29 protein-coding genes and 1 pseudogene are annotated in these 18,961 nt (G+C 56.0%); 20 read left to right on the top strand and 10 right to left on the bottom strand.

Annotation, left to right across the window (positions count from 1 at the left end):
* Positions 1–448: 448 nt before the first annotated feature.
* From ACA079_RS19675 to ACA079_RS19665, 3 genes are all read right to left on the bottom strand, one after another.
* Positions 449–700 (bottom strand): DUF1654 domain-containing protein, encoded by a 252-nt coding sequence (locus tag ACA079_RS19675; RefSeq protein ID WP_497700589.1) that lies wholly within the window; start codon positions 698–700, stop codon positions 449–451.
* A 168-nt stretch (positions 701–868) separates the two neighbouring features.
* Entirely contained in the window at positions 869–1,675 is an 807-nt protein-coding gene (locus ACA079_RS19670; RefSeq protein WP_497700588.1) for a zinc ribbon domain-containing protein, read from the bottom strand.
* A gap of 65 nt (positions 1,676–1,740) precedes the next feature.
* Positions 1,741–1,977 carry a hypothetical protein gene (locus ACA079_RS19665; RefSeq protein WP_497700587.1) on the bottom strand — a complete coding sequence of 79 codons (237 nt, stop codon included), beginning with the start codon at positions 1,975–1,977 and terminating at the stop codon, positions 1,741–1,743.
* Positions 1,978–2,150: 173 nt separating this feature from the next.
* On the opposite strand from ACA079_RS19665, the gene ACA079_RS19660 reads away from it, so the two are divergent.
* The gene (locus ACA079_RS19660) at positions 2,151–2,438 is read left to right on the top strand and encodes a hypothetical protein (protein WP_497700586.1); all 288 of its coding nucleotides are present in this window, start codon (positions 2,151–2,153) and stop codon (positions 2,436–2,438) included.
* A 133-nt stretch (positions 2,439–2,571) separates the two neighbouring features.
* Here the strand turns inward: ACA079_RS19660 and ACA079_RS19655 are convergent, their stop codons facing one another.
* The 6 genes from ACA079_RS19655 to ACA079_RS19630 all read right to left on the bottom strand — a co-directional run bounded on the left by ACA079_RS19655 (position 2,572) and on the right by ACA079_RS19630 (position 6,117).
* Positions 2,572–3,057, bottom strand: coding sequence for a hypothetical protein (locus ACA079_RS19655; RefSeq protein ID WP_497700585.1), 486 nt, complete (start codon positions 3,055–3,057; stop codon positions 2,572–2,574).
* Positions 3,058–3,067: 10 nt separating this feature from the next.
* Entirely contained in the window at positions 3,068–4,186 is a 1,119-nt protein-coding gene (locus tag ACA079_RS19650) for a HigA family addiction module antitoxin (RefSeq protein ID WP_497700584.1), read from the bottom strand.
* Between the two features lie 16 nt (positions 4,187–4,202).
* A complete protein-coding gene (locus ACA079_RS19645) occupies positions 4,203–4,499 on the bottom strand; it encodes a type II toxin-antitoxin system RelE/ParE family toxin (protein ID WP_497700583.1) in 297 nt (98 codons plus the stop codon).
* 382 nt (positions 4,500–4,881) lie between these two features.
* Complete coding sequence (locus ACA079_RS19640) at positions 4,882–5,133, bottom strand: hypothetical protein (protein ID WP_497700582.1); 252 nt, start codon at positions 5,131–5,133, stop codon at positions 4,882–4,884.
* A 55-nt stretch (positions 5,134–5,188) separates the two neighbouring features.
* Positions 5,189–5,392: a hypothetical protein gene (locus ACA079_RS19635; protein WP_497700581.1), complete on the bottom strand. Its 204-nt coding sequence runs from the start codon at positions 5,390–5,392 to the stop codon at positions 5,189–5,191.
* 2 nt (positions 5,393–5,394) lie between these two features.
* A complete protein-coding gene (locus ACA079_RS19630) occupies positions 5,395–6,117 on the bottom strand; it encodes a LexA family transcriptional regulator (protein ID WP_497700580.1) in 723 nt (240 codons plus the stop codon).
* 104 nt (positions 6,118–6,221) lie between these two features.
* Between ACA079_RS19630 and ACA079_RS19625 the strand changes: the two genes are divergently transcribed.
* From ACA079_RS19625 to ACA079_RS19580, 10 genes are all read left to right on the top strand, one after another.
* Positions 6,222–6,422 carry a Cro/CI family transcriptional regulator gene (locus ACA079_RS19625; protein ID WP_497700579.1) on the top strand — a complete coding sequence of 67 codons (201 nt, stop codon included), beginning with the start codon at positions 6,222–6,224 and terminating at the stop codon, positions 6,420–6,422.
* 35 nt (positions 6,423–6,457) lie between these two features.
* Positions 6,458–6,811, top strand: a complete 354-nt coding sequence (locus tag ACA079_RS19620; RefSeq protein WP_497700578.1) for a hypothetical protein — start codon at positions 6,458–6,460, stop codon at positions 6,809–6,811.
* Positions 6,812–6,833: 22 nt separating this feature from the next.
* Positions 6,834–7,085: a hypothetical protein gene (locus ACA079_RS19615; protein WP_497700577.1), complete on the top strand. Its 252-nt coding sequence runs from the start codon at positions 6,834–6,836 to the stop codon at positions 7,083–7,085.
* Between the two features lie 174 nt (positions 7,086–7,259).
* Entirely contained in the window at positions 7,260–7,691 is a 432-nt protein-coding gene (locus ACA079_RS19610; protein WP_497700576.1) for a phage regulatory CII family protein, read from the top strand.
* 172 nt (positions 7,692–7,863) lie between these two features.
* Positions 7,864–8,733 (top strand): replication protein, encoded by an 870-nt coding sequence (locus ACA079_RS19605; RefSeq protein WP_497700575.1) that lies wholly within the window; start codon positions 7,864–7,866, stop codon positions 8,731–8,733.
* On the top strand, positions 8,723–9,529 hold the full coding sequence (locus ACA079_RS19600; protein ID WP_497700574.1) for an ATP-binding protein: 807 nt from the start codon (positions 8,723–8,725) through the stop codon (positions 9,527–9,529). Before ACA079_RS19605 ends, ACA079_RS19600 begins: the two co-directional genes overlap by 11 nt.
* A 2-nt stretch (positions 9,530–9,531) precedes the next feature.
* Positions 9,532–10,002, top strand: coding sequence for a hypothetical protein (locus ACA079_RS19595; RefSeq protein WP_497700573.1), 471 nt, complete (start codon positions 9,532–9,534; stop codon positions 10,000–10,002).
* Positions 9,999–10,574 (top strand): recombination protein NinG, encoded by a 576-nt coding sequence (locus ACA079_RS19590; protein ID WP_497700572.1) that lies wholly within the window; start codon positions 9,999–10,001, stop codon positions 10,572–10,574. Before ACA079_RS19595 ends, ACA079_RS19590 begins: the two co-directional genes overlap by 4 nt.
* Positions 10,571–11,152, top strand: coding sequence for a hypothetical protein (locus ACA079_RS19585; RefSeq protein WP_497700571.1), 582 nt, complete (start codon positions 10,571–10,573; stop codon positions 11,150–11,152). The genes ACA079_RS19590 and ACA079_RS19585 overlap by 4 nt, the downstream gene beginning before the upstream one ends.
* A gap of 244 nt (positions 11,153–11,396) precedes the next feature.
* Positions 11,397–11,594 carry a hypothetical protein gene (locus tag ACA079_RS19580; protein WP_497700570.1) on the top strand — a complete coding sequence of 66 codons (198 nt, stop codon included), beginning with the start codon at positions 11,397–11,399 and terminating at the stop codon, positions 11,592–11,594.
* 75 nt (positions 11,595–11,669) lie between these two features.
* Here the strand turns inward: ACA079_RS19580 and ACA079_RS19575 are convergent, their stop codons facing one another.
* Positions 11,670–12,011: a hypothetical protein gene (locus tag ACA079_RS19575; RefSeq protein ID WP_497700569.1), complete on the bottom strand. Its 342-nt coding sequence runs from the start codon at positions 12,009–12,011 to the stop codon at positions 11,670–11,672.
* Between the two features lie 368 nt (positions 12,012–12,379).
* On the opposite strand from ACA079_RS19575, the gene ACA079_RS19570 reads away from it, so the two are divergent.
* The 9 genes and pseudogenes from ACA079_RS19570 to ACA079_RS19530 all read left to right on the top strand — a co-directional run bounded on the left by ACA079_RS19570 (position 12,380) and on the right by ACA079_RS19530 (position 18,930).
* Positions 12,380–12,703 (top strand): phage holin, lambda family, encoded by a 324-nt coding sequence (locus ACA079_RS19570; protein ID WP_348125580.1) that lies wholly within the window; start codon positions 12,380–12,382, stop codon positions 12,701–12,703.
* Positions 12,700–13,056 carry a hypothetical protein gene (locus ACA079_RS19565; protein ID WP_497700568.1) on the top strand — a complete coding sequence of 119 codons (357 nt, stop codon included), beginning with the start codon at positions 12,700–12,702 and terminating at the stop codon, positions 13,054–13,056. Before ACA079_RS19570 ends, ACA079_RS19565 begins: the two co-directional genes overlap by 4 nt.
* Positions 13,057–13,292: 236 nt before the next feature.
* Positions 13,293–13,481 (top strand): hypothetical protein, encoded by a 189-nt coding sequence (locus ACA079_RS19560; RefSeq protein WP_497700567.1) that lies wholly within the window; start codon positions 13,293–13,295, stop codon positions 13,479–13,481.
* Positions 13,482–13,528: 47 nt separating this feature from the next.
* Entirely contained in the window at positions 13,529–13,999 is a 471-nt protein-coding gene (locus ACA079_RS19555) for a hypothetical protein (protein ID WP_497700566.1), read from the top strand.
* A 147-nt stretch (positions 14,000–14,146) separates the two neighbouring features.
* Positions 14,147–14,673 (top strand): annotated as a pseudogene (locus ACA079_RS19550) (putative metallopeptidase).
* Positions 14,674–14,705: 32 nt separating this feature from the next.
* On the top strand, positions 14,706–15,167 hold the full coding sequence (locus tag ACA079_RS19545; protein WP_497700565.1) for a DUF2280 domain-containing protein: 462 nt from the start codon (positions 14,706–14,708) through the stop codon (positions 15,165–15,167).
* A complete protein-coding gene (locus ACA079_RS19540) occupies positions 15,154–16,455 on the top strand; it encodes a terminase large subunit domain-containing protein (RefSeq protein WP_497700564.1) in 1,302 nt (433 codons plus the stop codon). The genes ACA079_RS19545 and ACA079_RS19540 overlap by 14 nt, the downstream gene beginning before the upstream one ends.
* Entirely contained in the window at positions 16,452–17,867 is a 1,416-nt protein-coding gene (locus ACA079_RS19535) for a DUF4055 domain-containing protein (RefSeq protein ID WP_497700563.1), read from the top strand. Before ACA079_RS19540 ends, ACA079_RS19535 begins: the two co-directional genes overlap by 4 nt.
* Positions 17,842–18,930 (top strand): minor capsid protein, encoded by a 1,089-nt coding sequence (locus tag ACA079_RS19530; RefSeq protein ID WP_497700562.1) that lies wholly within the window; start codon positions 17,842–17,844, stop codon positions 18,928–18,930. The genes ACA079_RS19535 and ACA079_RS19530 overlap by 26 nt, the downstream gene beginning before the upstream one ends.
* The last annotated feature ends 31 nt before the right edge of the window (positions 18,931–18,961 follow it).

Raw genomic sequence — 18,961 nt, 5'->3', positions numbered from 1 at the left:
TGCAGGTGGGCGGTTATAGGCCGCAGTTTCGTCCGCATCCCAAAGCCCACTCTACGAATGGACAGAGGTGATGCCTTCGGCAGTGACCCGCTACTGGCGTCGATCACTGGCCTATCTCAAATTGTTCTTCCAGCCGCGGGCCTTTCGGCTTGTTCTCCCGCTGGATAACTGTTCTTGGCGTTTTACGCTGCACGCCCGGGTCAGTTGCCAACCCTCTGAACCGTTGAGGCCGGTTCATCGCTGCCTTTGAATCTGGGCCGGTGGTGATCCGGCAAGGTGAAGCGGCGGAGCTAAAGAGCGGCAGGTCTCTCGACCCTTCTCTTCCGGTCCCTGATTGGGTGCCGGCTGCGATGGAACAAACATTACTAGCGATAATATTATTCGTCAAGACCGCAGGTAATAAAATAAATCGCAGGTAATAAAAAGCCCGCTCAATGGCGGGCTCAATTCAAGCTTCGCAGTACTCTCGCCACCCAATCCTTACCGCGCCGCTCTCAAGACGCTCCATGCGTACTCCGCTGGTGTCTTCAATCTCCTGAAGGACTTGCTGCCATGCTTCAGCGGGTTCTTCTTCAAGCCTGGTGACTGTGATGGCCTGGACCTTTTGGACACCAGGCGCAGCTATCAGACGCTGGATGCGCCGACCAACCAATTCATATGAGTCTCTGGCCTGCGAAGCGGGTGACGCGATTTTTGACATGGAAAGCTCCTTGCTATAGCTGTATGTATGTACAGTATTGTTCCTGCCATATTTTGGCAAGAAACATTGGCCTATCTGTTTCGGCAGCAGGGGCTTGTAAGCACCTTTTCTCCGGGCACAAAAAAGCCCGCTCAGCGGCGGGCTTATCTTGCTCTTCGGTCGCGGTTATTAGGCGGGCGGAACCCAATACATGTTGCTTTGGATGTTATGGATATCGCCAAGACGAATCACAGCTGCCTTTGCTGCCTTTTCGCTCTCATATGGGCCGGTGACTATGGTGCCGCCATCGGTAGTCATAAGTGGAAGGTCTATCTTTGTCAAAAGATCAGCAACATCCTCGGTTCTTGAGCCGACATCCGGAATGCGGACGGTCCATCCGTACAATGGTTTGCTCTCAGTACTATCAAAGTTCGGCGGGTACTTGCCGCTGACCGAGTCTCGATAAACGATCTCGCTAAAAAGTCTCGGGCCGTCTCGCAGATTTGCCAAGGCCTGCCTGGCATCTTCTTTGGTCTTGAATGGGCCAGCCCCTACGTCCATGCCCACCATAGGCACAACGGGTAAGCCTGCCGCGACAATCACATCAATAGTGCGATCCCGCTCCTCCTTGTCCTCGCACGCAGTCGAGGCCACCCAGCCAACCGTCAACTGCTGAGGCTTGGCCGCCTCAACATCGCTGCCGCAATGCTTGCACTTGATGGCCGCGTTCTTGATGGTCTCTGCACAGAGAGGGCAGGGGCGCGTATTAATCTCGGTGATTATTGACGCACCAGCAACCTTGCCGCCGAGCAATACGATGAGCAGGCCGGCCAAGGCGATCATTCCGCCGACAATCGTGTGCACCTGGCGGTCAGCCATGAGTCCCAGATTGTTAACTCTGCCGCCGGCGCCAGTGGAAACCGACACATCCATGCTTAACGCGAATACCAACCAGCAAATGCCGACAATCAGCGCAAATGTCCCAAAGCCTTTCATTGGATCCCTCCCATAATTGAGTCCGGACTCTACCATTCATGGCGCACGGCCATCATTGGGCGAGCTCAGTCCTCCGGATCAATCTCTTCTTCTGGTTTCCATCTGGCTATCAGATCGGCCATCAGCTCAGCAACGGCGTCACTGTTGTCTGCCAGCACCTCTAGATGCTTACTGACTCGGTCATGCGTATTTGTAGAGCCGCGCTGATCGATCCAGATGCTGATTTCCTCAATCGCGCTACCGAGAGCCATGACATTTTGGTTGATGCGGTAGAGCAGGGCGGGGGTGGGATCGTCTGGCATGGCTGGTCCTCTTTGGTGTGAGGAAAGCGTAGCAGGCAGAAAAAGGCCCGCACGGGCGGGCCAATGCCGAGAGAAAGGAGAGTAAGACTCGGCAGGCTCAGTGTAGGCGGTGTCTGCGGAGGCGCAAGACAGAAGCGAAAAGCCCGGCAAGTGATAAGCTTTGATCGTGTCTTGTGTTCAGTAAGTTACTCGATAAATCGCGCAGCTATAGGGACAATCAATACAAGGATTTTATGAAAGACGATTTGAGGAGGCAGGCGCTGGTTAACTGGCGAAAGCTGTTCTCTATGCCTGCAAAGCTCATAAGCGACGAGGCTCGCTACGATAAGTTGCTCAGGGCGGCGGATCACATGGAGCGCTCCGGACTTATCAGTAGCGACGAGTGGCGAAAGCTGGTTCAGCAGGCGGGAACATCTTTCGCGAGCACCGCAGAGTGCATGGGCGGCACCGGTCAGAAATGAAAAAGCCCGGCGCTAGGCCGGGCTCTTTATGCACGTGGCCAAATCCCTTTGGCTGATTGCAGTGTGCTTGGTCGGTGTGACGAAGGCGTGACAGGTCAGATACGAGAAATCCGGCGCTGGGTCGGGCTTTGGTTTACGCAGCAGCACTGTCCTGAAAGGGGAGCTGAAGCTCCTCGACGTCATATGTGAAGTCGAGAACTATCTGTATTGGCTCCTGAGAGCGATCTTTCGTGTTGTACACATCAACGTCTGTTTTCAGTTGATAGCAATCACCGACAATTTGCTGTCTACGCTGAGCGAAAGACCTCACGAAGTGTTCTCGAGGTGCTAATTCGTCATCAATATCAGCCCAGAGCGAAAGCGTCTTATTGCCTTTTTTCGATCTGACAGCGTGTTTTGCTCTGTAACGCTGACCATTCTTGTTGGTTCTGTACTCTTCACGAAAAGCTTGAGAAATATCTGAAGCAATCGCGTCAATAATTGTTTTGGTGTTGGGTTTGTGTAGGCCGTTCTTATATGCCCACGCCGCAATCGCGTGAGCATCAATCAGGCCATCATCACCGACTTCTTTTTTGTATCGTTCAAGATACAATTTTATCTGATTGGAATAAGCAGTCATAAGTACCCCTTCAGCTTGAAAGTGATCCCCAGCCATCGGCATCAGCCGAGGGCAAGACGAAGCTTCTTACTTTAACTTGATGCTTTCTAAGGAAGTCGTGGCGCTCAAGCTTTCTCTGGAGCTGGCCTACAACTATCCCTGGGTGGACTTTAATTCTTTGTGCGAACAAAATAACCTTTTGCTCTGAAAAGTACGGCTGAACGCGAGAAACAAAATCGTTAAGCTGTTTGACTGGAACGCAAAATTCTTGCGCCGCCTCGTTGGCAAGCTTCTCGCACTCGTCTAGCTCTCCATCAGTAGACCCTAAATCAAGGTCTACTATCGGCATGTCGGAATGTCGTCCATCTTCTCTTAGAACGTGTTCAATCTCGTGCCGCAGTACAAACCAAAAATTATCTATTCTGTCGTAACGAAGGGTCATGCCGATCACTGGTTTGTCCTCCGATAGCCAGAAGCAGGCACCATCTATTCGTGAACCAGATATAGCCTCTACAAAAACTAGTCGAACGCCGGCTTCCGCAAGGATTCTTGGTACGTGTCGAATTTCTTCAGCGGAAAGCAGTAAATTTTTTAAACTGTCTACGGCAGCCAGCAACTTCTCTTTTTTATAAGATGTAATGACCTGTCTGTCGGCCATGAGCCTGACACGGAAAAGCCATGCAAGCTGAAGAGAAGTAACATCCAAAGCAACATCGGTCTTCTTTGCGTAGTGAGTCAGATTTGGATGATCTTGTAGTGTAGGTATGTTAAAAAAATCACAAAACCGTTGCTCAAGAACATCTAGATTTTCACTTGCCTGAATCCAACCGCGTCTAAGCATTTCCCGTACAGGGAATTTGCTGTACAAATTAGCCTTTCTAGCGACACTACTGTGTTCTGTTTTAACTTTAGAGAGCTGGTATTGACTCTCTAAACTCATCCAGTACTCAGCAGATGTTCCGAAAGCCTCGGCAAGCCCTTTCGCTGTTTCAGGCGTTACGGCTCGCTTCCCAGCGATCAGCTCACTAATAAGGCGCGGCGGGCGGTCCAGAATGTCTGCAAGTTCTTGCTGACTCCACTCTCGCGCTTCCAGCTCTTCCCGCAGGAACTCTCCTGGCGGAAATACTTCAGCAGGCACGCGTGCGCTCATAATAATAACTCTCCTGTCAGTGATAGTCGGCTATTTCAACGATTCCGATGACTTTGCAGGGGTGATTTCCTCTGATTTCCAGAATTAGACGCCACTGTAGATTTAGTCTGATCGAATGCTGGCCTTCTCTGCTTCCTTTCAATTTTTCACAGTGCAGCGACTTCACTGCGTATAGATCTCTCTCATCACTAAACGCACGAATTTGCTGCATACGCCTTCGGAAGGCGCGGACTACGTCCTGTGAATGACCTGCTGTGAATCTAGGCTCAACCTCAAGTCTATCCAGGTCTTCATCGTCGAATTCAACGTCCATGGCGCTACTCTAGATCAAGGCGTAAAAAGCGTCAAGTGACGTCATTACACCTAGTGTAAAGATGGTGTTCCGATCAATCAAGCCGGATCGTCCCAGCCTCGCAAAATCCTTCCCGCCTTCACCTCATCCGCATGCCCTACCAGCATTGCCAAGGCTACCCATAGAGCCCGTTCAGCACCACTAACTCTATGGTGGCCACTGCCACGCAAAGCGCAATGAAGCCAGGTGAGAACACCCGCTTACGGTTAGATGCGTTCGAGCCCATCCATAACGCATCAAATAGGTCGTTGAGGGCCGATAAAAAATCCATCAGTCATCCACCTTCGCCCTGGAGGTCGCGCTTCAGGTCTTGCTCTGGTTTGTTGAGTCCCATGATCTCCTCCTAAATATCCCCGCCAGGCCATCTATTCATCTCTGGATCGTGAACAATCCTTCCGGCCTTCACCTCATCCGCAAGCGCCGCAAGCCGATCTGCATCCTCATACAGCTTCGCAATCAGCTTCAGGACGGCTGCCACCTCGACATCACGGCAGTCCTTAGTGATGTTGAGCACTTCGCTTGCAGCTTGCTCGATATCAAACCCTAGGGTCTTGAGTTCGCGGCGCAGCTCTTGGTTGGGCTTGGTGAGTGTCATCTATGCCTCACACATTCTGGCCGCTTTAGGCCTTCCAATGAGTTCATGGCGGTCTTCAATGAAGAGTCTTACGACTTTCGCCAATCCTGATCCGATCGAGCGCCCTATTTAGAGAATCCAAGGCATCAAGGAGGGCTTTCGCCTCGATCTTCCGACCATCGCCCCAAAGGCGCTCAGCCATTTTGTTCAGGGCCTGGATAGATCTTTCAATGTCTGCAGCGGTTGCTATAGCTGGGTCTGCCGGACGCTTCTTTGGCATTGTCAGAACTTCTGCAGCGCCCGCACGACGACGCCCACGATCCGGCATTGCTCGTCAAACGGTTCAATCGGGTAGCCAGGGTTCAGCGGCTTTAAGAACAGTCTCCCGCCATCATTGACCAGCTTCTTGAACGTGGCCTCGTTGCTATCTGGCAGCTTGGCGATCACCAGCTTGCCAGGTGCGGCCTCGGCTTCAGTGTCAACCAAGATCAGTGTGCCTTCGGTAATGCTCTGCCCGGCAGGCGAGGTCATCGAGTCGCCTTTGACCTCAAGCCAGAAAGCCGGACCTTTTGAGTCGTATTCGGAAAATTCGTAGCGATCTGAGAAGCCGGCAGGGTAGGGCTCGACTGCCTCGGCCCAGGCACCTGCAGCGACCCAGCTGATTACCGGGTAGCGGTAGGACTCGACCTGCTGGCGCGCATCGCCAACGTTTGAGTCGGACGAACCGGATATACCCCTGATCTCTTTTGCCAGGCGCTCACTGAAATCTGAGACCGGCACCTGAAGATAGCGGGCAAAGACGGCTGCGGCTTCGATGTTAAGAGCATTTCGGCCAGTCAAGTAATGGCTGGCCGCGCTCTGACTATTCGCCTTCAACCCCTCGATCGCGATTTTTTCCTGACTGATCCCCAGGGACTTCTTCTTTGCCTTGTAAATGGCATTTAACGCTTCGCACTCAGCCATTTCGATGTCGCTGAGCGAGCGTTTTTTGGTCGGTTTATTCATCTGCCGACTGTATTACTTCAGGTATTAACATACTAAGACCGCCGATATTGACTTAATAAAGACCGCAGGTAATACTTGAGTATGCATAGCGCAGGAGAATCCGTATGCAACGCACACCACTTAAAGAATTTGTCGCGCGTGTTGGGCAGATCAAAGCCGCAGCAGCGCTTCGCATGAGCCAAGGCGGAATCAGCAAGGCCTTAAGAGCCGATCGCGAGGTTTATGTAACCGAGCGTTCCGATGGCTCCTTTGAGGCTCAGGAGTTGAAGCCATTTCCTGCGCACAACAAGCAGTCCGCCGCCTAACCCAGCCCCGTCACACCGACCCCGGAAGTGAGCCCATGGCCTACGGCAACAAGACGCATCGCAACACCCACCAGCTGAAGTCTCGCCTCAATGACGCCGCTTACGCCGCTCTCCAAGTGGAAGCGTTAGCGCGTGAGATTCAGCCGGGCGCCTTGGTTCGCGACCTCACGTTGGCGGCTCTGCGGTTCAAGGAGGATTACGGGTACTTCCCGTTGATCGATGACGGCGAGCCGGACGAACTGGACGGCTTTCCAGCGCTGGGCGAGCTGGCCCGCGAGCTGAAAATTCAGCCTGGTGCGCTAGTTCGCGACCTCATACGTGCGGCTCTGAAAGCCAGGCGAGAGCAGGACACGATTTCCCAGGTTAACGACAAGAAACTTAGCGCCTGACTAGGCCATGGAGGAGGCACCAATGTCTGCAATACCCGAAGTAGGGCAGTACACGCAGGACGAGAAGGACGAGCTTGAGCGCTGGGCAGACGAGGTTGGTATCGGCATGGATCAACTCGCTGACCGGATTTTGCAAATGACAGAGCTGGCGGTCGAGCGGCGCAGTGCTGCTCGCCTCGCAACGGATAAAACAAACTTGCGAAGACGCCTCGCTGATCACTGCGCACAAGAAGCTCGGACCGGGAACGTGGTTTCAATTTTCCCCGTGAGGTAACGGTCTGGCCCCTTATTAGGGGCCAGCTTGGCAGCGATTGGGCCAAGCGGGGCTGGCACCTAATAAGGGGCCAAGAAGAACAGAAGGTCATGGATTCGTCCCTGATCAGTTGATGAATGAATGATCGCGGAAGCAGTGGCTCGGTGCCACGCGAGAAGAAGAGGGGATTTCGCAATGGAAGAATTTGAAAGAACGCTGCACCGGGAAGTGAAGGCTGACGGCGGCACTGCGCTGGCCAAGCGGATGGGCGTGAACGAAACCACTCTACTGGACTGCGCGAACCCAAATCGGGCAAATCACAAGATGAACATCCAGATGCTCGGGATGGTTCTGACTCACTTGCCACTGGAAGGGCGCCTGAGCGTGTTGAGCGCACTCACCAACCAGTTCGAATGTGACGTTGTGCTGCGCAAGCGTCCAGAGCCGAAACCACTGATGGCCGCGCTATGCCATTTGACCGCCGAGTGCGGCGACGTGGGCCGACTGATCTTCGACGCCACTTCTGACAACCACATCAGCCAGCACGAAAGAGCCCAAGGCGACAAAGCCATCCAGGAAGCCATCGACGCGCTGAACGTTCTGCGCGAATCGCTGAAGGTTGCCTGAATTTCAGACACAAAAAAGCCGACGTACGAGGTCGGCTGATTCGATAACACTTTGTGAGGCAGATTATGCAGATCCAACCCGATTCAAGCAATACCCCGAACCATGTCGCGACACGTTTTGTTAATTCCGAAAACGTGTCGCGCCTCAAATCTCGTTCTCAGGGAGTCAAGCAATGACCCCCGACAACATCATCCAGCTGAACAGCAGCAGGGGATTCACCCGTATGGACAACAGCCTGATGGAGGCTTTGGCTACGGTTGACCTGCCAGCGCGCGAACTGCGCGTTCTCATGGCCATTGCACGGCAGACCATCGGCTATCAACTCGAAACAAAGCGCCTGACCGCCGACGATATCGGCAAGCAGACCAACATGCGCCGAGACGTCACGTCGAAAGCGATCAGTCATCTCCTGGGGCGTCGAATCATTTTCCGTGTAGGTGGAAGCCGAGGTGATATCGGGATTTCCCCTATTCGCGAGTGGTCCTTCTACGAAGAAAAGCCAGTAAATCTCACTGAGACCAAAACGTCTCACTCAGCCCAAATCGTCTCACTGAGACCTGATGCGAGTGAGACCAAAACGGCAACTTGCCTTCTTTATACAAAGAAAGAACCCCTATTAACTCTTTCTTCGAAAGAGATTAATCCGCCCCAAGCGCAATTGGCTCCGCCGAAGCCTGAGCGTAAGAAGCCGTTCGGTAAAACCCAGATGCTGGCCAACAACCCGAACGCCATTCCTGAGCAACTGCTGGTCGACTGGCTGGCCCTGCGCAAGACCAAGCGCGCCGCGACCACCGAGACCGTCTGGGATTCGCTGAACGCCGAACTGGTCAAGTGCCAGGCCTATCACGGGATCGATGTGAAGACCGCCATGACCGAGGCACTGTCCGCTGGATGGCAGGGTTTCAAGGCCGAGTGGATCGCCAAGCGCCTGGCTGACCAGCCCGTCGCCCAAACTGCCCCGTTGAGCCGCCACACTGGCTTCGCTGACCGCGACTACACCGCAGGCTTGATCAAGCGGGAGGATGGCACCTATGCGTTCTGAGCCTGTTCCGACAACCCCTGAGTTCCCGCCGGGAACTCGCATCCAGCCCGCCGACTGTGACGCCCACGGCGAGTTCGAGCAGAAGATCTTCTCGGTCATCGGCCGCGAGCTGAAGACCGGTTGCCCCGAATGTTCCCGCATTGCCCAGGAAGCGACGGATGAGTCCGAGCGCCAGAGTAAGGCGCTGATGCTCCGCATGGCCATGGAGCGCAAGCTTGGCTCGGCGCTAATCCCGAAGCGCTTCGCTGGCAAGACCTTCGATGGCTACGTGGCCACCACCGCCGAGCAGCACAAGGCGCTGAATACCTGCCGCCGGTACGCCGCCGAGTTCTCGCAGATCGCCGAGTCGGGTCGTTGCCTGTTGCTGCTGGGCAAGCCTGGTACTGGAAAAACGCACCTGTCCGTGGCGATCGCGAACGAGATCATGGCCCGGTCGAGCGCTACCGCCGTGTACCGCACTGTCGGCTCGGTCCTGCAAGCCATCCGCGCTACCTACGATCGGACCAGCGAGCAGAGCGAAAGCCAGATCCTGTCGAGCCTCGTCAGCCCGTCGCTGCTCATCCTCGATGAAATCGGCGTCAGCAAGGAAAAGCCCAGCGACTTCGAGCTGACCACGCTGTTCGCAATCATCAACGGCCGGTACGAGGAGCAGCGCCCGACGGTGATCGTTTCCAACCTGGATGCGAAAGCGTTACCGGCTGCCATCGGCGAGCGCTGCGCAGATCGTCTGCGAGAGGGCGGGGTGATCGTCATTCCGTTTGAGTGGGAATCTCAGCGCGGCAAGGAAGGGTTTTGATCATGACCGATAAGATCAGCGTCAACAGTCAGGCCAAGCTCTCCGAGGCAATCACCAGCCTGACCACCATGTACCGCGACAAAAAGTTCGTCGTGGTATCCCTGCGCCCGGGCAAGGACCGCACGCTCGATCAGAACTCTCTGTGGTTTGGGATGTACAAGCGCATCGCCGAGATGACCCAGATCGGCGACGCGGCCGATGCTCGGCGCTACTGCAAGCTGCACTTCGGCGTGCAGATCCTGCTGAACGAGGACTCAGGGTTCCAGGCAGCGTGGTATCGGGTCATGCGCCATCTGCCCTACGAGGAGAAGCTGGCCATGATGGGCGAGTGCAAGCTGTTCGGCCCTGACGGCTTCCCCGTTACCAGCCTGTTTAACCGCGCCCAGGGCGTGGCGTACACCGACCGCATCGCCACTTTCTTCACCGGCCAAGGCGTCGTGTTCACCGATTTGCTCAGCAAGGAGGCTGCATGATCGCCAAGCAACCCAAGCCGAAGAAGTGCAAGAACCCGGCGTGCGGCATCAGCTTTCCTCCGCAGCGCCTGGGTCAGGCCGTGTGCAGTCCTAAGTGCGGACTGGCCATCAAGGACGTGAATCAGGAGAGGGCGCGCAAGTCGCTGGCCCAGATCGAGCGCAAAGAGATCAAGGTCCGCAAGGAGAAGCTGAAGAGCCGGGCCGAGCACCTCAAGGACACGCAGATCGCCTTCAACGCCTGGGTGCGTGAGCGGGATGCCGAGTTGCCGTGCATCAGTTGCGGCCGCCACCATCAGGGCAAATACGACGCAGGGCACTACCGGACCGTCGGGAGCAACCCTGCACTGCGCTTCGAGCCGCTGAACTGCCACCGTCAGTGTTCACCGTGCAACACCCAGCTGTCCGGGAACATCGTGAATTACCGCATCGCGCTGGTTAAGCGGATCGGCGCCGAGCAGGTCGACTGGTTGGAAGGCCCGCATGAGCCGAAGAAGTACACCGTCGAAGAGCTGAAGGTGATGACCGCCGACTACCGGGCAAAAACAAGAGAGCTGAAGGGGATAGCAGCATGAAAATCCATTCCGCGCGCCAGGCTTGGCACGACTGCAACTACAACCCGGCCCCCGGCCAGACTTCTGACGCTGCTGAACTGGGCGTGGTGGTGCAGAGCACTGAGCGCGGTCCGACAGCGAACCCCGCAATGCACGGAGCGCTGGCCGGCCACATCCAATCAGCGATTGCACGACTTCACTTTCAACTGCGGGCTTTCGGCAATGCCATGTATGCGGCAGAGCCGACAGATGATGATCGGGAGGAGGCCGAAGGTGCGGTTTTCAACCTAGCATGCTCTCGGGTGGAGCGCATGACCGCCAGCAAGCGGGAGCGGGCCGAGTATGTCGCCAAGGGTGTCTTCCGCCGCTATCGGTACATGCATCAGGGCGGGCAGTCGGCCAACGCCGATCCGCTGATCAAGCCAGAATTGTTCCGTGCATGGATGGAAGGGGAGTACGACGTCAAGCTTCCGTCTGCCGCATGGGGCAGGGATTGGGAGCCATTCGTGCAGCTTTGCTTCGATGCCTGCTACGACATAGATGCCCGCGCGCTGAGCCCAATTGGTGGGGTAATTTACAAGATGAAAGAGGCGGCATAAATCCACGTTCAATAGGTATGACAGGCCATGGAACTAAAAGGGACAGAAAGGGCTTTACTTCCCGCACGGCTGAGGGCATCATTTCGCCATAGTTAGTATTTTGCCTTCGGCAAGTTGAACCGCAACCCGGCCATCGCGTCGGGTTTTTTGTTCCCGCCGTTCGTCCACTGCTCGGCACTTGCAATGCTTTGTCATCTCTCATGTACAAGCACGGACATCCCGCGCATCAGAACGGAGAGCCAGCATGGACATAGACGAGAATGCCCCGGGAAACAAATCTCAGCAGGGCGTAACGGGCGGCACTGATAACGAAACAGGCCATGATCCCAAGGGGAAAGAACCTGAGGTTCCGCTGCCTCCGGACGACGAAGCGCCTGTCGATGAAGAAATGGTCGATGTGGACGCCAACAATTCGGTGTCGAGCGAGCATCCCAAACCCTAATTGTTTCCCAGTTAATGAGCCCGGCCACTGTGCCGGGTTTTTCATTTGCGAAAATTAGCGTGCGGCACACATTAATCAGGGGCGGCTCTTTTTACACGGCTCTGAAGCCATAATCTTTTTTGCCCGATCAATCTGAGCTGGCATTGGCAACTCCGGATCCCCAGTTATGTCTATTCGTGCTTTTTTTCCTAGAGCTACAATTTTTTCTTGGCTCATGTCTAAGTCATGCTCGCTCATGTATTGAGCAACTGCTTGACCGGCCTTGATCCCCACGTCGCCAGGGGTTGCCCCGCCTACAGTCTCAGTTGCCATAACACAGCGTGCGACCTGGAAAACCTCATCCTTCTTGGAGTCACATCCTGCTAGGAAAAGACAGGTAATAGCGATCAGTGCTGGATGGTGTTTGTTGTTTTGCATATTTTGCCTCTCGTTTTACGGCTCATCAGATCGTGTATCCGCATTCCATGAGCCGCGTACATCCGTTTAATTCGAGCGTCCGAGGGTAGCACGCGGTCATATGCTCACTACGAGAAAACACCGGCAGCCCGCGCACCCTGGCCGTACATGCTCCAGGGTGGCGCGAGACTGTACTGCGAGATCGATGCAAAGGGGCGTCGACGCAGAGAAGGACTTCGGCAGACAGGAGGGGAAAGACCCTCGCACCTATTTCGAGCCTCGGCATCTGCTGGGGCTTTTTCGTTTTCGACTCCGCCACGCCCATCGCTCTGAGCTGGGAGTGCTGTTGGAGTCGGACCTATCAATCTCCCCATGAGGGAGGACACCGGATGCCTGCCATGCCAGACAGACCTGAGAGCTGGGCCAAGTTCTGGGAGGCAATGAGCAATCCACTCCTACAGGGCGCAATTATGGCGATCCTCATCTCCCTCTTGCGCGTGCTGTACGACGCCAAAGAAACCAGCAAGCGCCGAATCATCTTCGAAGCGCTGATCTGTGGAGGCCTGAGCCTGTCAGCCAGTAGCGTTATCGCCTGGATGGAGTGGCCATCGAATCTTTCTGTTGCTGCCGGTGGCGCCATTGGCTTCCTTGGCGTGACAGCCATTCGCGAGATGGTGACCCGCTTCCTGGGTCGCAAGGTGGATTCGCTATGAAGGCCTTTGCCGCCGCAGCAATCATCGCGCTCGTTGCCTGCCTGTTGCTGGGCATCCAGCACTACCAGGTCATTGCGCTTGAGGGGCAGGTGACGATCGAGGCCAAGGGCAAGCAAGACGCCATCGCTGCCAACACCGAGAGTCAGGCGACGATCACCACCCTGCGCGCCGAAGCCCAACGCAACGCTGATTACTTGAAAGACCTGAACAAACGAATCAAGGCCAGCGAAGACAAAGCCAAAAAGGCGGAGAAGAACTTTGAAGACCTCAAGCGCAACAGCAAGCCTGTTCGTGACTGGGCTGCTCAGCCTCTTCCTGACGGCCTGCGCGGGAAGCCCACCAGTGGTAACTAAGGCAACGGCAGTAAGGATTGAAGCGCCTGAGCTAATCCCCTGTGAGCGGATCGACGCGGCTGCGTCTGAGGCTGACCTTCGCCTGAATGGTGATGTGTGGGAGCTGAAGGACCAAGCCATCAAGCTGCTGGACACGTGTGCCGACCAGGTGGACGCCCAGATCAAGCGCAGCCAGAGCAAGTAGTCCGCGACACGTTTCGCGAATCAGCAAATTGTGTCGCGACATTGGAGTGAGCATGACCAACATCACCCGACTGCATCACGCATTGCCACTGAGCCCCGCAATCAACAAGGCCGTCACCGATTTGGATAGCGCCATCGCCAAGGCTGTGAGTGCTGCCAAAGATGCCGGCCTGCCTCAGGGCCTGGTCGTATCTCTCTTGCACGGGCACGCCCATTTGCAGACCAACATCATGGTGGATTGATCCTTGATGCTGGCATACTGCCTGTCCAATTAGGACGGGAGTTAATCATGATTTTTCAGCAAATTGATTTGAGCAAGCAGAGATTACTTGACAGTACCGGCAACGATTGCGGAAATATTCAGGCTTATTGTGGCTATTTGCTGACTGGTCTTTCTAGATTCTTTGCTCTTGAGCACATTCAAAGTAATTATGCTGTTGCCTTTACAGCAGCAAATGACTTTCGCTCCACAATCGTGACTCCCTATGGCACGGCTAGAGGTCGACTGGTAATCCAGCTGGTCGCTGATGTGATCACAGGACGATACGTGTTTGAGAAGAGCGTAGTATCGGAAGAAGGTCAGGAAATTTGGACACCCATATGGGCAATCAGGATTAGCCGATTCGGGAATGTGTTGCTAGGCGATGAGGGCAACATTGAGATCGAAGTTGCTAACGTTGGTCCCCACAGCAATTCGATAAGCGCGCCTGCGAAATCATTGCTTTATTGCATTGCCAGCACACCGGCTTTCAAGCAGTAACTGAAAAACATCAGGCCCCGCTAAGTGCGGGGTTTTTATTGTGAGGGCGAAATGGCCAGGCCACACCCGCCAATGTCACTTCTTGAATTACTCGACCTGTCCGACTTCGGCATCCGCCTGACTCCAGCTCCAGAAGTGTGGGAGTGGCTGAACGCCGAGATCCTTGCCGACACCAGCAGCATTCATAACGAAGACCATGCTCATCTACTGGATGCTGATATCCGGGTGATGTGGGCATCGTCAGCTTTCAGCAAGAAGGGGCGCGCTGTGGTTGGACAGGCCGAACAGGTGGCGTTCCGAGCCGGTGGCTGGCAGAAAGCCCGGATGGAACAGCAGATGTTCGATTGGTTCGGCTGCGTGCCGGCTACATCATCACCCTGGCTGCCGATTATTGCTCACAGTGCTCCGACTCTGACTTCTGCGCGCTGGTCGAGCATGAGCTCTATCACATTTCCCAGGCCAAAGATCAGTACGGCGCGCCCAAGTTCACACAGGAAGGATTGCCCAAGCTTGAGATGCGCGGGCACGACGTCGAAGAGTTCATCGGTGTGGTCCGTCGCTACGGTGCGAGCCCTGATGTGCAAGATCTGGTGGACGCTGCAAACAAACCTGCTGAGGTGGGGAAATTGAACATATCGAGGGCCTGCGGAACCTGTCTGCTCAAGTCGGCCTGAGTTTTTGACAGGCATTAGACGGAATCCCAAATATGGCAACCCTGAATAATGAGGTGAAAGGCTTCATCGTTCAGGCGTTGGCGTGTTTTGACACACCGTCGCAGGTGGTAGAGGCCGTCAAACAAGAATTTGGCGTCGAGATATCCCGGCAGTTGTGCGAGTCGCACGACCCAACCAAACGATCCGGCGTCAATCTGGCGAAGAAGTGGGTGATGCTGTTTCACGATACTCGCAAGCGTTTCCGTGAAGAGACGGCAGAGATCCCGATCGCTAACCGTGCATATCGGCTCCGGACGCTTGGCCGTATGGCTGAGAAGGCCGAGAAGTCCAAGAATATGTCGCTGACAGCCCAGTTGTTGGAGCAGGCCGCGAAGGAAGTCGGCGACATCTACGTCAACCGCAATCGGAAGGACGAGCCTGACGACGAGCCGGCAATCCCGACCCGCATCCAGGTCGATGTAGTGGATGCGAGGAAGCCGAATGCCGAGCCTTAACGTTCCGCAGTCGAAGTTCCTTCTATTGCCGAACAAATTCCGCGCATTCGTCGCAGGGTTCGGCTCAGGCAAGACCTGGGTCGGATGCTCGGCGCTGTGCAAGCACTTCATGGAATGGCCCGGCGTCAACGCTGGCTACTTCGCACCGACTTACCCGCAGATCCGGGACATCTTCTATCCGACGGTGGAAGAGGTGGCCTACGACTGGGGGCTGAAGACCAAAATCAACCAGGCGAACCACGAGGTTCACATCTACAGCGGTCGGCAGTATCGCGGCACTGTGATTTGCCGGTCGATGGAGAAGCCGCAGACGATTGTCGGTTTCAAGATCGGCCATGCCCTGGTGGACGAACTGGACGTGCTGACCTCGATCAAGGCTCAGCAGGCCTGGCGCAAGATCATTGCCCGGATGCGTTACAACCTGCCGGGGCTGAAGAACGGCGTCGACGTGACCACCACGCCGGAAGGCTTCAAGTTTGTCTTCTTGCAGTTCGTGAAGCAGTTACGCGACAAGCCAAAGCTCAACGAGATGTACGGCCTCGTGCAGGCCAGCACGTTCGACAACGAACTCAACCTGCCCGACGACTATATCTCGTCGCTAATAGAGTCGTATCCCGAGCAACTGATCCGCGCGTACCTCAACGGCCAGTTCGTCAACCTGACGTCTGGATCGATCTACCACGCTTACGACCGCAAGCTGAATCAGTGCTTCGACACCGTACAGGCGGGCGAGCCACTGTTCATCGGCATGGACTTCAACGTCGGCAAGATGGCGGCGGTCACACACGTCAAGCGCGATCAGGGTCTACCCCGAGCGGTCGATGAACTGATGGATGGCTACGACACACCGGACATGATCCGTCGCATCAAGGAACGCTACTGGGAGCACACCGGCAACGACTACAAGAAGACCTGCGAGATTCGGATCTACCCGGACGCCTCGGGTGATTCACGCAAATCGGTCAACGCCAGCGTCACCGATATCGCCATGCTCAAGCAGGCGGGCTTCACGGTCATCGCGCCGGCTGCCAACCCTCCGGTAAAGGATCGAATCAACGCCATGAACGCCATGTTCTGCAACGCGCAGGGCGAGCGGCGTTACCTGGTGAACCCGTTCACATGCCCAACGTACGCCGACGGCCTTGAACAGCAAATCTGGGCGCCCAACGGCGAGCCGGACAAGAGCCAGGGCAATGACCACGCCAACGATGGCGGCGGTTACTTCATTCACCGCGAGTACCCGATTATCAAGCCGGTCACCGCAATCAAAATGGGATTCGCCCGATGAGCAACGACGTCTCCTTCAAGCGGGCGGATTACATCGAAGCGCTGGAGCGCTGGGCAACCGTGCGCGATGTCTGCGCCGGCCAGCACCGGGTTGTTTCTCGGCTGCCGTACATAAACGCACACGACAAGTCGCCCGAAAACATCGACCGGAACAAGTCCTACCGAGAGCGGGCGGTGTTCAAAAACGCAACTGGCCACACACGCAATGGCTTGCTGGGCCTGGCTTTTCACAAAGACCCGACGCTTACCGCGCCGAAGAAGCTGGAGTACTTGCAGGACAATGCCAACGGCTCCGGGGTGAGCATCTACCAGCACTCCCAAGGCACGCTGGAAAAGGTGCTTGAGGCAGGCCGCCACGGCTTGTACGTCGATTACCATCAGGACAAAGGCGTCGGTGGCCATTCGGTAATCCTGTCGTACTGCGCCGAGGACATCATCAACTGGCGCACCGGCATGGTGAACGGGCACAACGTACTGACCCTGGTCGTGTTGCGGGAGATGCTGGAGATCGAGGACGGCTTCGGGTTCAAAGCTGTCGAGCAGTTCCGCGAGCTTGCGCTTGAGGATGAAGGCTTTATCTGTCGAGTCTGGCGCCGCTCTGGCCCGAGAGGAGGCGGTCCGCTTGAGGTCGCCGAGACATTCACGCCGGAAGGCATTACCGGGCGCCTCAAGGAAATCCCGTTCACCTTCATCGGTGCACAGAACAACGATCCAACCATCGACGAGTCGCCGCTCTACGACATCGCGATCATCAACCTGGGGCATTACCGTAACAGCGCAGACTACGAAGACAGCGTCTTCTGGTGCGGACAAGCCCAGCCATGGATATCTGGACTTGATGAGCAGTGGCGCGACCATATGGAGAAAAACGGCGTTTACGTTGGCTCTCGGGCGCCGATGCTGCTTCCTGCTGGCGGCCAGTTTGGGTACTCGCAGCCACTGCCAAACACTCTGGTGAAGGAGGCCATGGCCGACAAGAACCAGATGATGATCGAGCTGGGGGCGCGAATGGTTGGCGCATCACTGGCAGCCAAAACGGCGACAGAGTCCCGCGGCGATCAATCTGCGTCGACATCGGTACTCGCCGGCTGCGTGGCCAACGTTAGCGAGGCATACACCCGGGCGATCATGTGGTGCGGCCTTTACATGGGCATCACCGACAAGGTCGCGTACCAGGTCAATCAGGAGTTCGTCGAGCTGACGGCTGATCCGCAAATGATCACGGCATTGGTTGCTCTGTGGCAGAACGGCGGCTTCGCGAAGGCGGATCTGAGGTCTTACCTGCGCAAACTGGGCTTGATTGCCCCGGAGCGCACGGACTTGCAGATCGATGGCGAGCTTCAAGAGCAGAGCGATGGCTTGGGTCTGGACGATGAGGTAACACCAAATGGCGGCAAACCAAGCAATCCTTGACACCACGATCCGGCACGCGGTCTTCCTCGAAAAATTGAAGGCCGGGGAGGTTGGTAAGTTCGCGCCTTTCCTCAAGGAGATTGACCGTTCGATCCGCGATCGACTTACCCAGTCAGATCTGACCGAGTACAACGTCAAACGGCTTGAGGCGCTGCTGAAGGAAGTCGACAGCCTGCTGCTGGGCATCTTCGATCGTTACAGCGCGCAACTGAACCTCGATCTGATCGACATTGCCAACTACGAAGCTGAGTTTGAGGCGACGAGCTTGGCGAGGTCTGCGCCGGTCGGTGTGTCGCTCGACGTCGCAGCGCCGACGGCGGCAGCCATCAGGTCGGCAGTGCTGACCAATCCACTAAGCGTGCGTGGCACCGGTGGCGGGAAGCTGCTGAAGTCGTTCATCAAGGGCTGGACCACTTCCGAACGGGAGCGCGTTACCGGCACGATTCGGCAGGGCTTCTTCGAAGGGCAGACGAACTTCCAGGTCATCCGCAACATTCGCGGGACCAAGGCGGCGGGGTACAAAGACGGCATCCTGGCCACCACCAACCGCAATGCCAGCACGGTCATGCACACCGCGATTCAGCATGTGTCGTCACAGGCGCGCATGGAAGTGGCCAAGGCCAATACGGATATCGTGGCCGAGATTGAAATGGTCGCCACGCTGGACAGCAAGACTAGCCAGCGATGTCGCTCGATGGATAAGCGGCGCTTCCCCGTCAACTCTGGGCCCAGGCCGCCGTTCCACCCGAACTGCCGAACCACCTTCATTCTGCTGACCAAGCTCAGCGAGATGTTCGGCAAAGGCGCTACGCGGGCTTCGGTGGGGGCTGATGGCGCAGGCCAGGTCAGCGCAAGCCTCGATTACTATCACTGGTTACAGCAGCAGCCGGCTTCGTTTCAGGATGTGGCTATTGGGTCGGTACGGGCGAAGCTATTCCGAGAAGGCGGGCTGAGCGTCCAGCGTTTCGCTGAGCTTCAGCTTGATCGGAATTTTTCGCCAATGACCTTGGTGCAGATGAAGGGCTTGGAACCACTGGCATTTGAACGGGCTGGATTGAGTTGAAATCCTAATTCGCTTCGTTATGGTGTGCATG

The organism is Pseudomonas sp. LBUM1645, assembly GCF_059716185.1.
This window is presented reverse-complemented; position numbering and strand designations above follow the sequence as displayed.

What these genes read in the sequence shown, in the direction of transcription:
- ACA079_RS19600 (WP_497700574.1), top strand. Translation starts at nt 8,723, where the DNA reads ATGCGTTCTGAGCCTGTTCCGACAACCCCTGAGTTCCCGCCGGGAACT.
- ACA079_RS19650 (WP_497700584.1), bottom strand. Translation starts at nt 4,186, where the DNA reads ATGAGCGCACGCGTGCCTGCTGAAGTATTTCCGCCAGGAGAGTTCCTG.
- ACA079_RS19555 (WP_497700566.1), top strand. Translation starts at nt 13,529, where the DNA reads ATGATTTTTCAGCAAATTGATTTGAGCAAGCAGAGATTACTTGACAGT.
- ACA079_RS19635 (WP_497700581.1), bottom strand. Translation starts at nt 5,392, where the DNA reads ATGCCAAAGAAGCGTCCGGCAGACCCAGCTATAGCAACCGCTGCAGAC.
- ACA079_RS19590 (WP_497700572.1), top strand. Translation starts at nt 9,999, where the DNA reads ATGATCGCCAAGCAACCCAAGCCGAAGAAGTGCAAGAACCCGGCGTGC.
- ACA079_RS19655 (WP_497700585.1), bottom strand. Translation starts at nt 3,057, where the DNA reads ATGACTGCTTATTCCAATCAGATAAAATTGTATCTTGAACGATACAAA.
- ACA079_RS19645 (WP_497700583.1), bottom strand. Translation starts at nt 4,499, where the DNA reads ATGGACGTTGAATTCGACGATGAAGACCTGGATAGACTTGAGGTTGAG.
- ACA079_RS19630 (WP_497700580.1), bottom strand. Translation starts at nt 6,117, where the DNA reads ATGAATAAACCGACCAAAAAACGCTCGCTCAGCGACATCGAAATGGCT.
- ACA079_RS19615 (WP_497700577.1), top strand. Translation starts at nt 6,834, where the DNA reads ATGTCTGCAATACCCGAAGTAGGGCAGTACACGCAGGACGAGAAGGAC.
- ACA079_RS19640 (WP_497700582.1), bottom strand. Translation starts at nt 5,133, where the DNA reads ATGACACTCACCAAGCCCAACCAAGAGCTGCGCCGCGAACTCAAGACC.
- ACA079_RS19670 (WP_497700588.1), bottom strand. Translation starts at nt 1,675, where the DNA reads ATGAAAGGCTTTGGGACATTTGCGCTGATTGTCGGCATTTGCTGGTTG.
- ACA079_RS19605 (WP_497700575.1), top strand. Translation starts at nt 7,864, where the DNA reads ATGACCCCCGACAACATCATCCAGCTGAACAGCAGCAGGGGATTCACC.
- ACA079_RS19595 (WP_497700573.1), top strand. Translation starts at nt 9,532, where the DNA reads ATGACCGATAAGATCAGCGTCAACAGTCAGGCCAAGCTCTCCGAGGCA.
- ACA079_RS19545 (WP_497700565.1), top strand. Translation starts at nt 14,706, where the DNA reads ATGGCAACCCTGAATAATGAGGTGAAAGGCTTCATCGTTCAGGCGTTG.
- ACA079_RS19625 (WP_497700579.1), top strand. Translation starts at nt 6,222, where the DNA reads ATGCAACGCACACCACTTAAAGAATTTGTCGCGCGTGTTGGGCAGATC.
- ACA079_RS19530 (WP_497700562.1), top strand. Translation starts at nt 17,842, where the DNA reads ATGGCGGCAAACCAAGCAATCCTTGACACCACGATCCGGCACGCGGTC.
- ACA079_RS19575 (WP_497700569.1), bottom strand. Translation starts at nt 12,011, where the DNA reads ATGCAAAACAACAAACACCATCCAGCACTGATCGCTATTACCTGTCTT.
- ACA079_RS19580 (WP_497700570.1), top strand. Translation starts at nt 11,397, where the DNA reads ATGGACATAGACGAGAATGCCCCGGGAAACAAATCTCAGCAGGGCGTA.
- ACA079_RS19560 (WP_497700567.1), top strand. Translation starts at nt 13,293, where the DNA reads ATGACCAACATCACCCGACTGCATCACGCATTGCCACTGAGCCCCGCA.
- ACA079_RS19585 (WP_497700571.1), top strand. Translation starts at nt 10,571, where the DNA reads ATGAAAATCCATTCCGCGCGCCAGGCTTGGCACGACTGCAACTACAAC.
- ACA079_RS19610 (WP_497700576.1), top strand. Translation starts at nt 7,260, where the DNA reads ATGGAAGAATTTGAAAGAACGCTGCACCGGGAAGTGAAGGCTGACGGC.
- ACA079_RS19540 (WP_497700564.1), top strand. Translation starts at nt 15,154, where the DNA reads ATGCCGAGCCTTAACGTTCCGCAGTCGAAGTTCCTTCTATTGCCGAAC.
- ACA079_RS19620 (WP_497700578.1), top strand. Translation starts at nt 6,458, where the DNA reads ATGGCCTACGGCAACAAGACGCATCGCAACACCCACCAGCTGAAGTCT.
- ACA079_RS19565 (WP_497700568.1), top strand. Translation starts at nt 12,700, where the DNA reads ATGAAGGCCTTTGCCGCCGCAGCAATCATCGCGCTCGTTGCCTGCCTG.
- ACA079_RS19535 (WP_497700563.1), top strand. Translation starts at nt 16,452, where the DNA reads ATGAGCAACGACGTCTCCTTCAAGCGGGCGGATTACATCGAAGCGCTG.
- ACA079_RS19675 (WP_497700589.1), bottom strand. Translation starts at nt 700, where the DNA reads ATGTCAAAAATCGCGTCACCCGCTTCGCAGGCCAGAGACTCATATGAA.
- ACA079_RS19570 (WP_348125580.1), top strand. Translation starts at nt 12,380, where the DNA reads ATGCCTGCCATGCCAGACAGACCTGAGAGCTGGGCCAAGTTCTGGGAG.
- ACA079_RS19665 (WP_497700587.1), bottom strand. Translation starts at nt 1,977, where the DNA reads ATGCCAGACGATCCCACCCCCGCCCTGCTCTACCGCATCAACCAAAAT.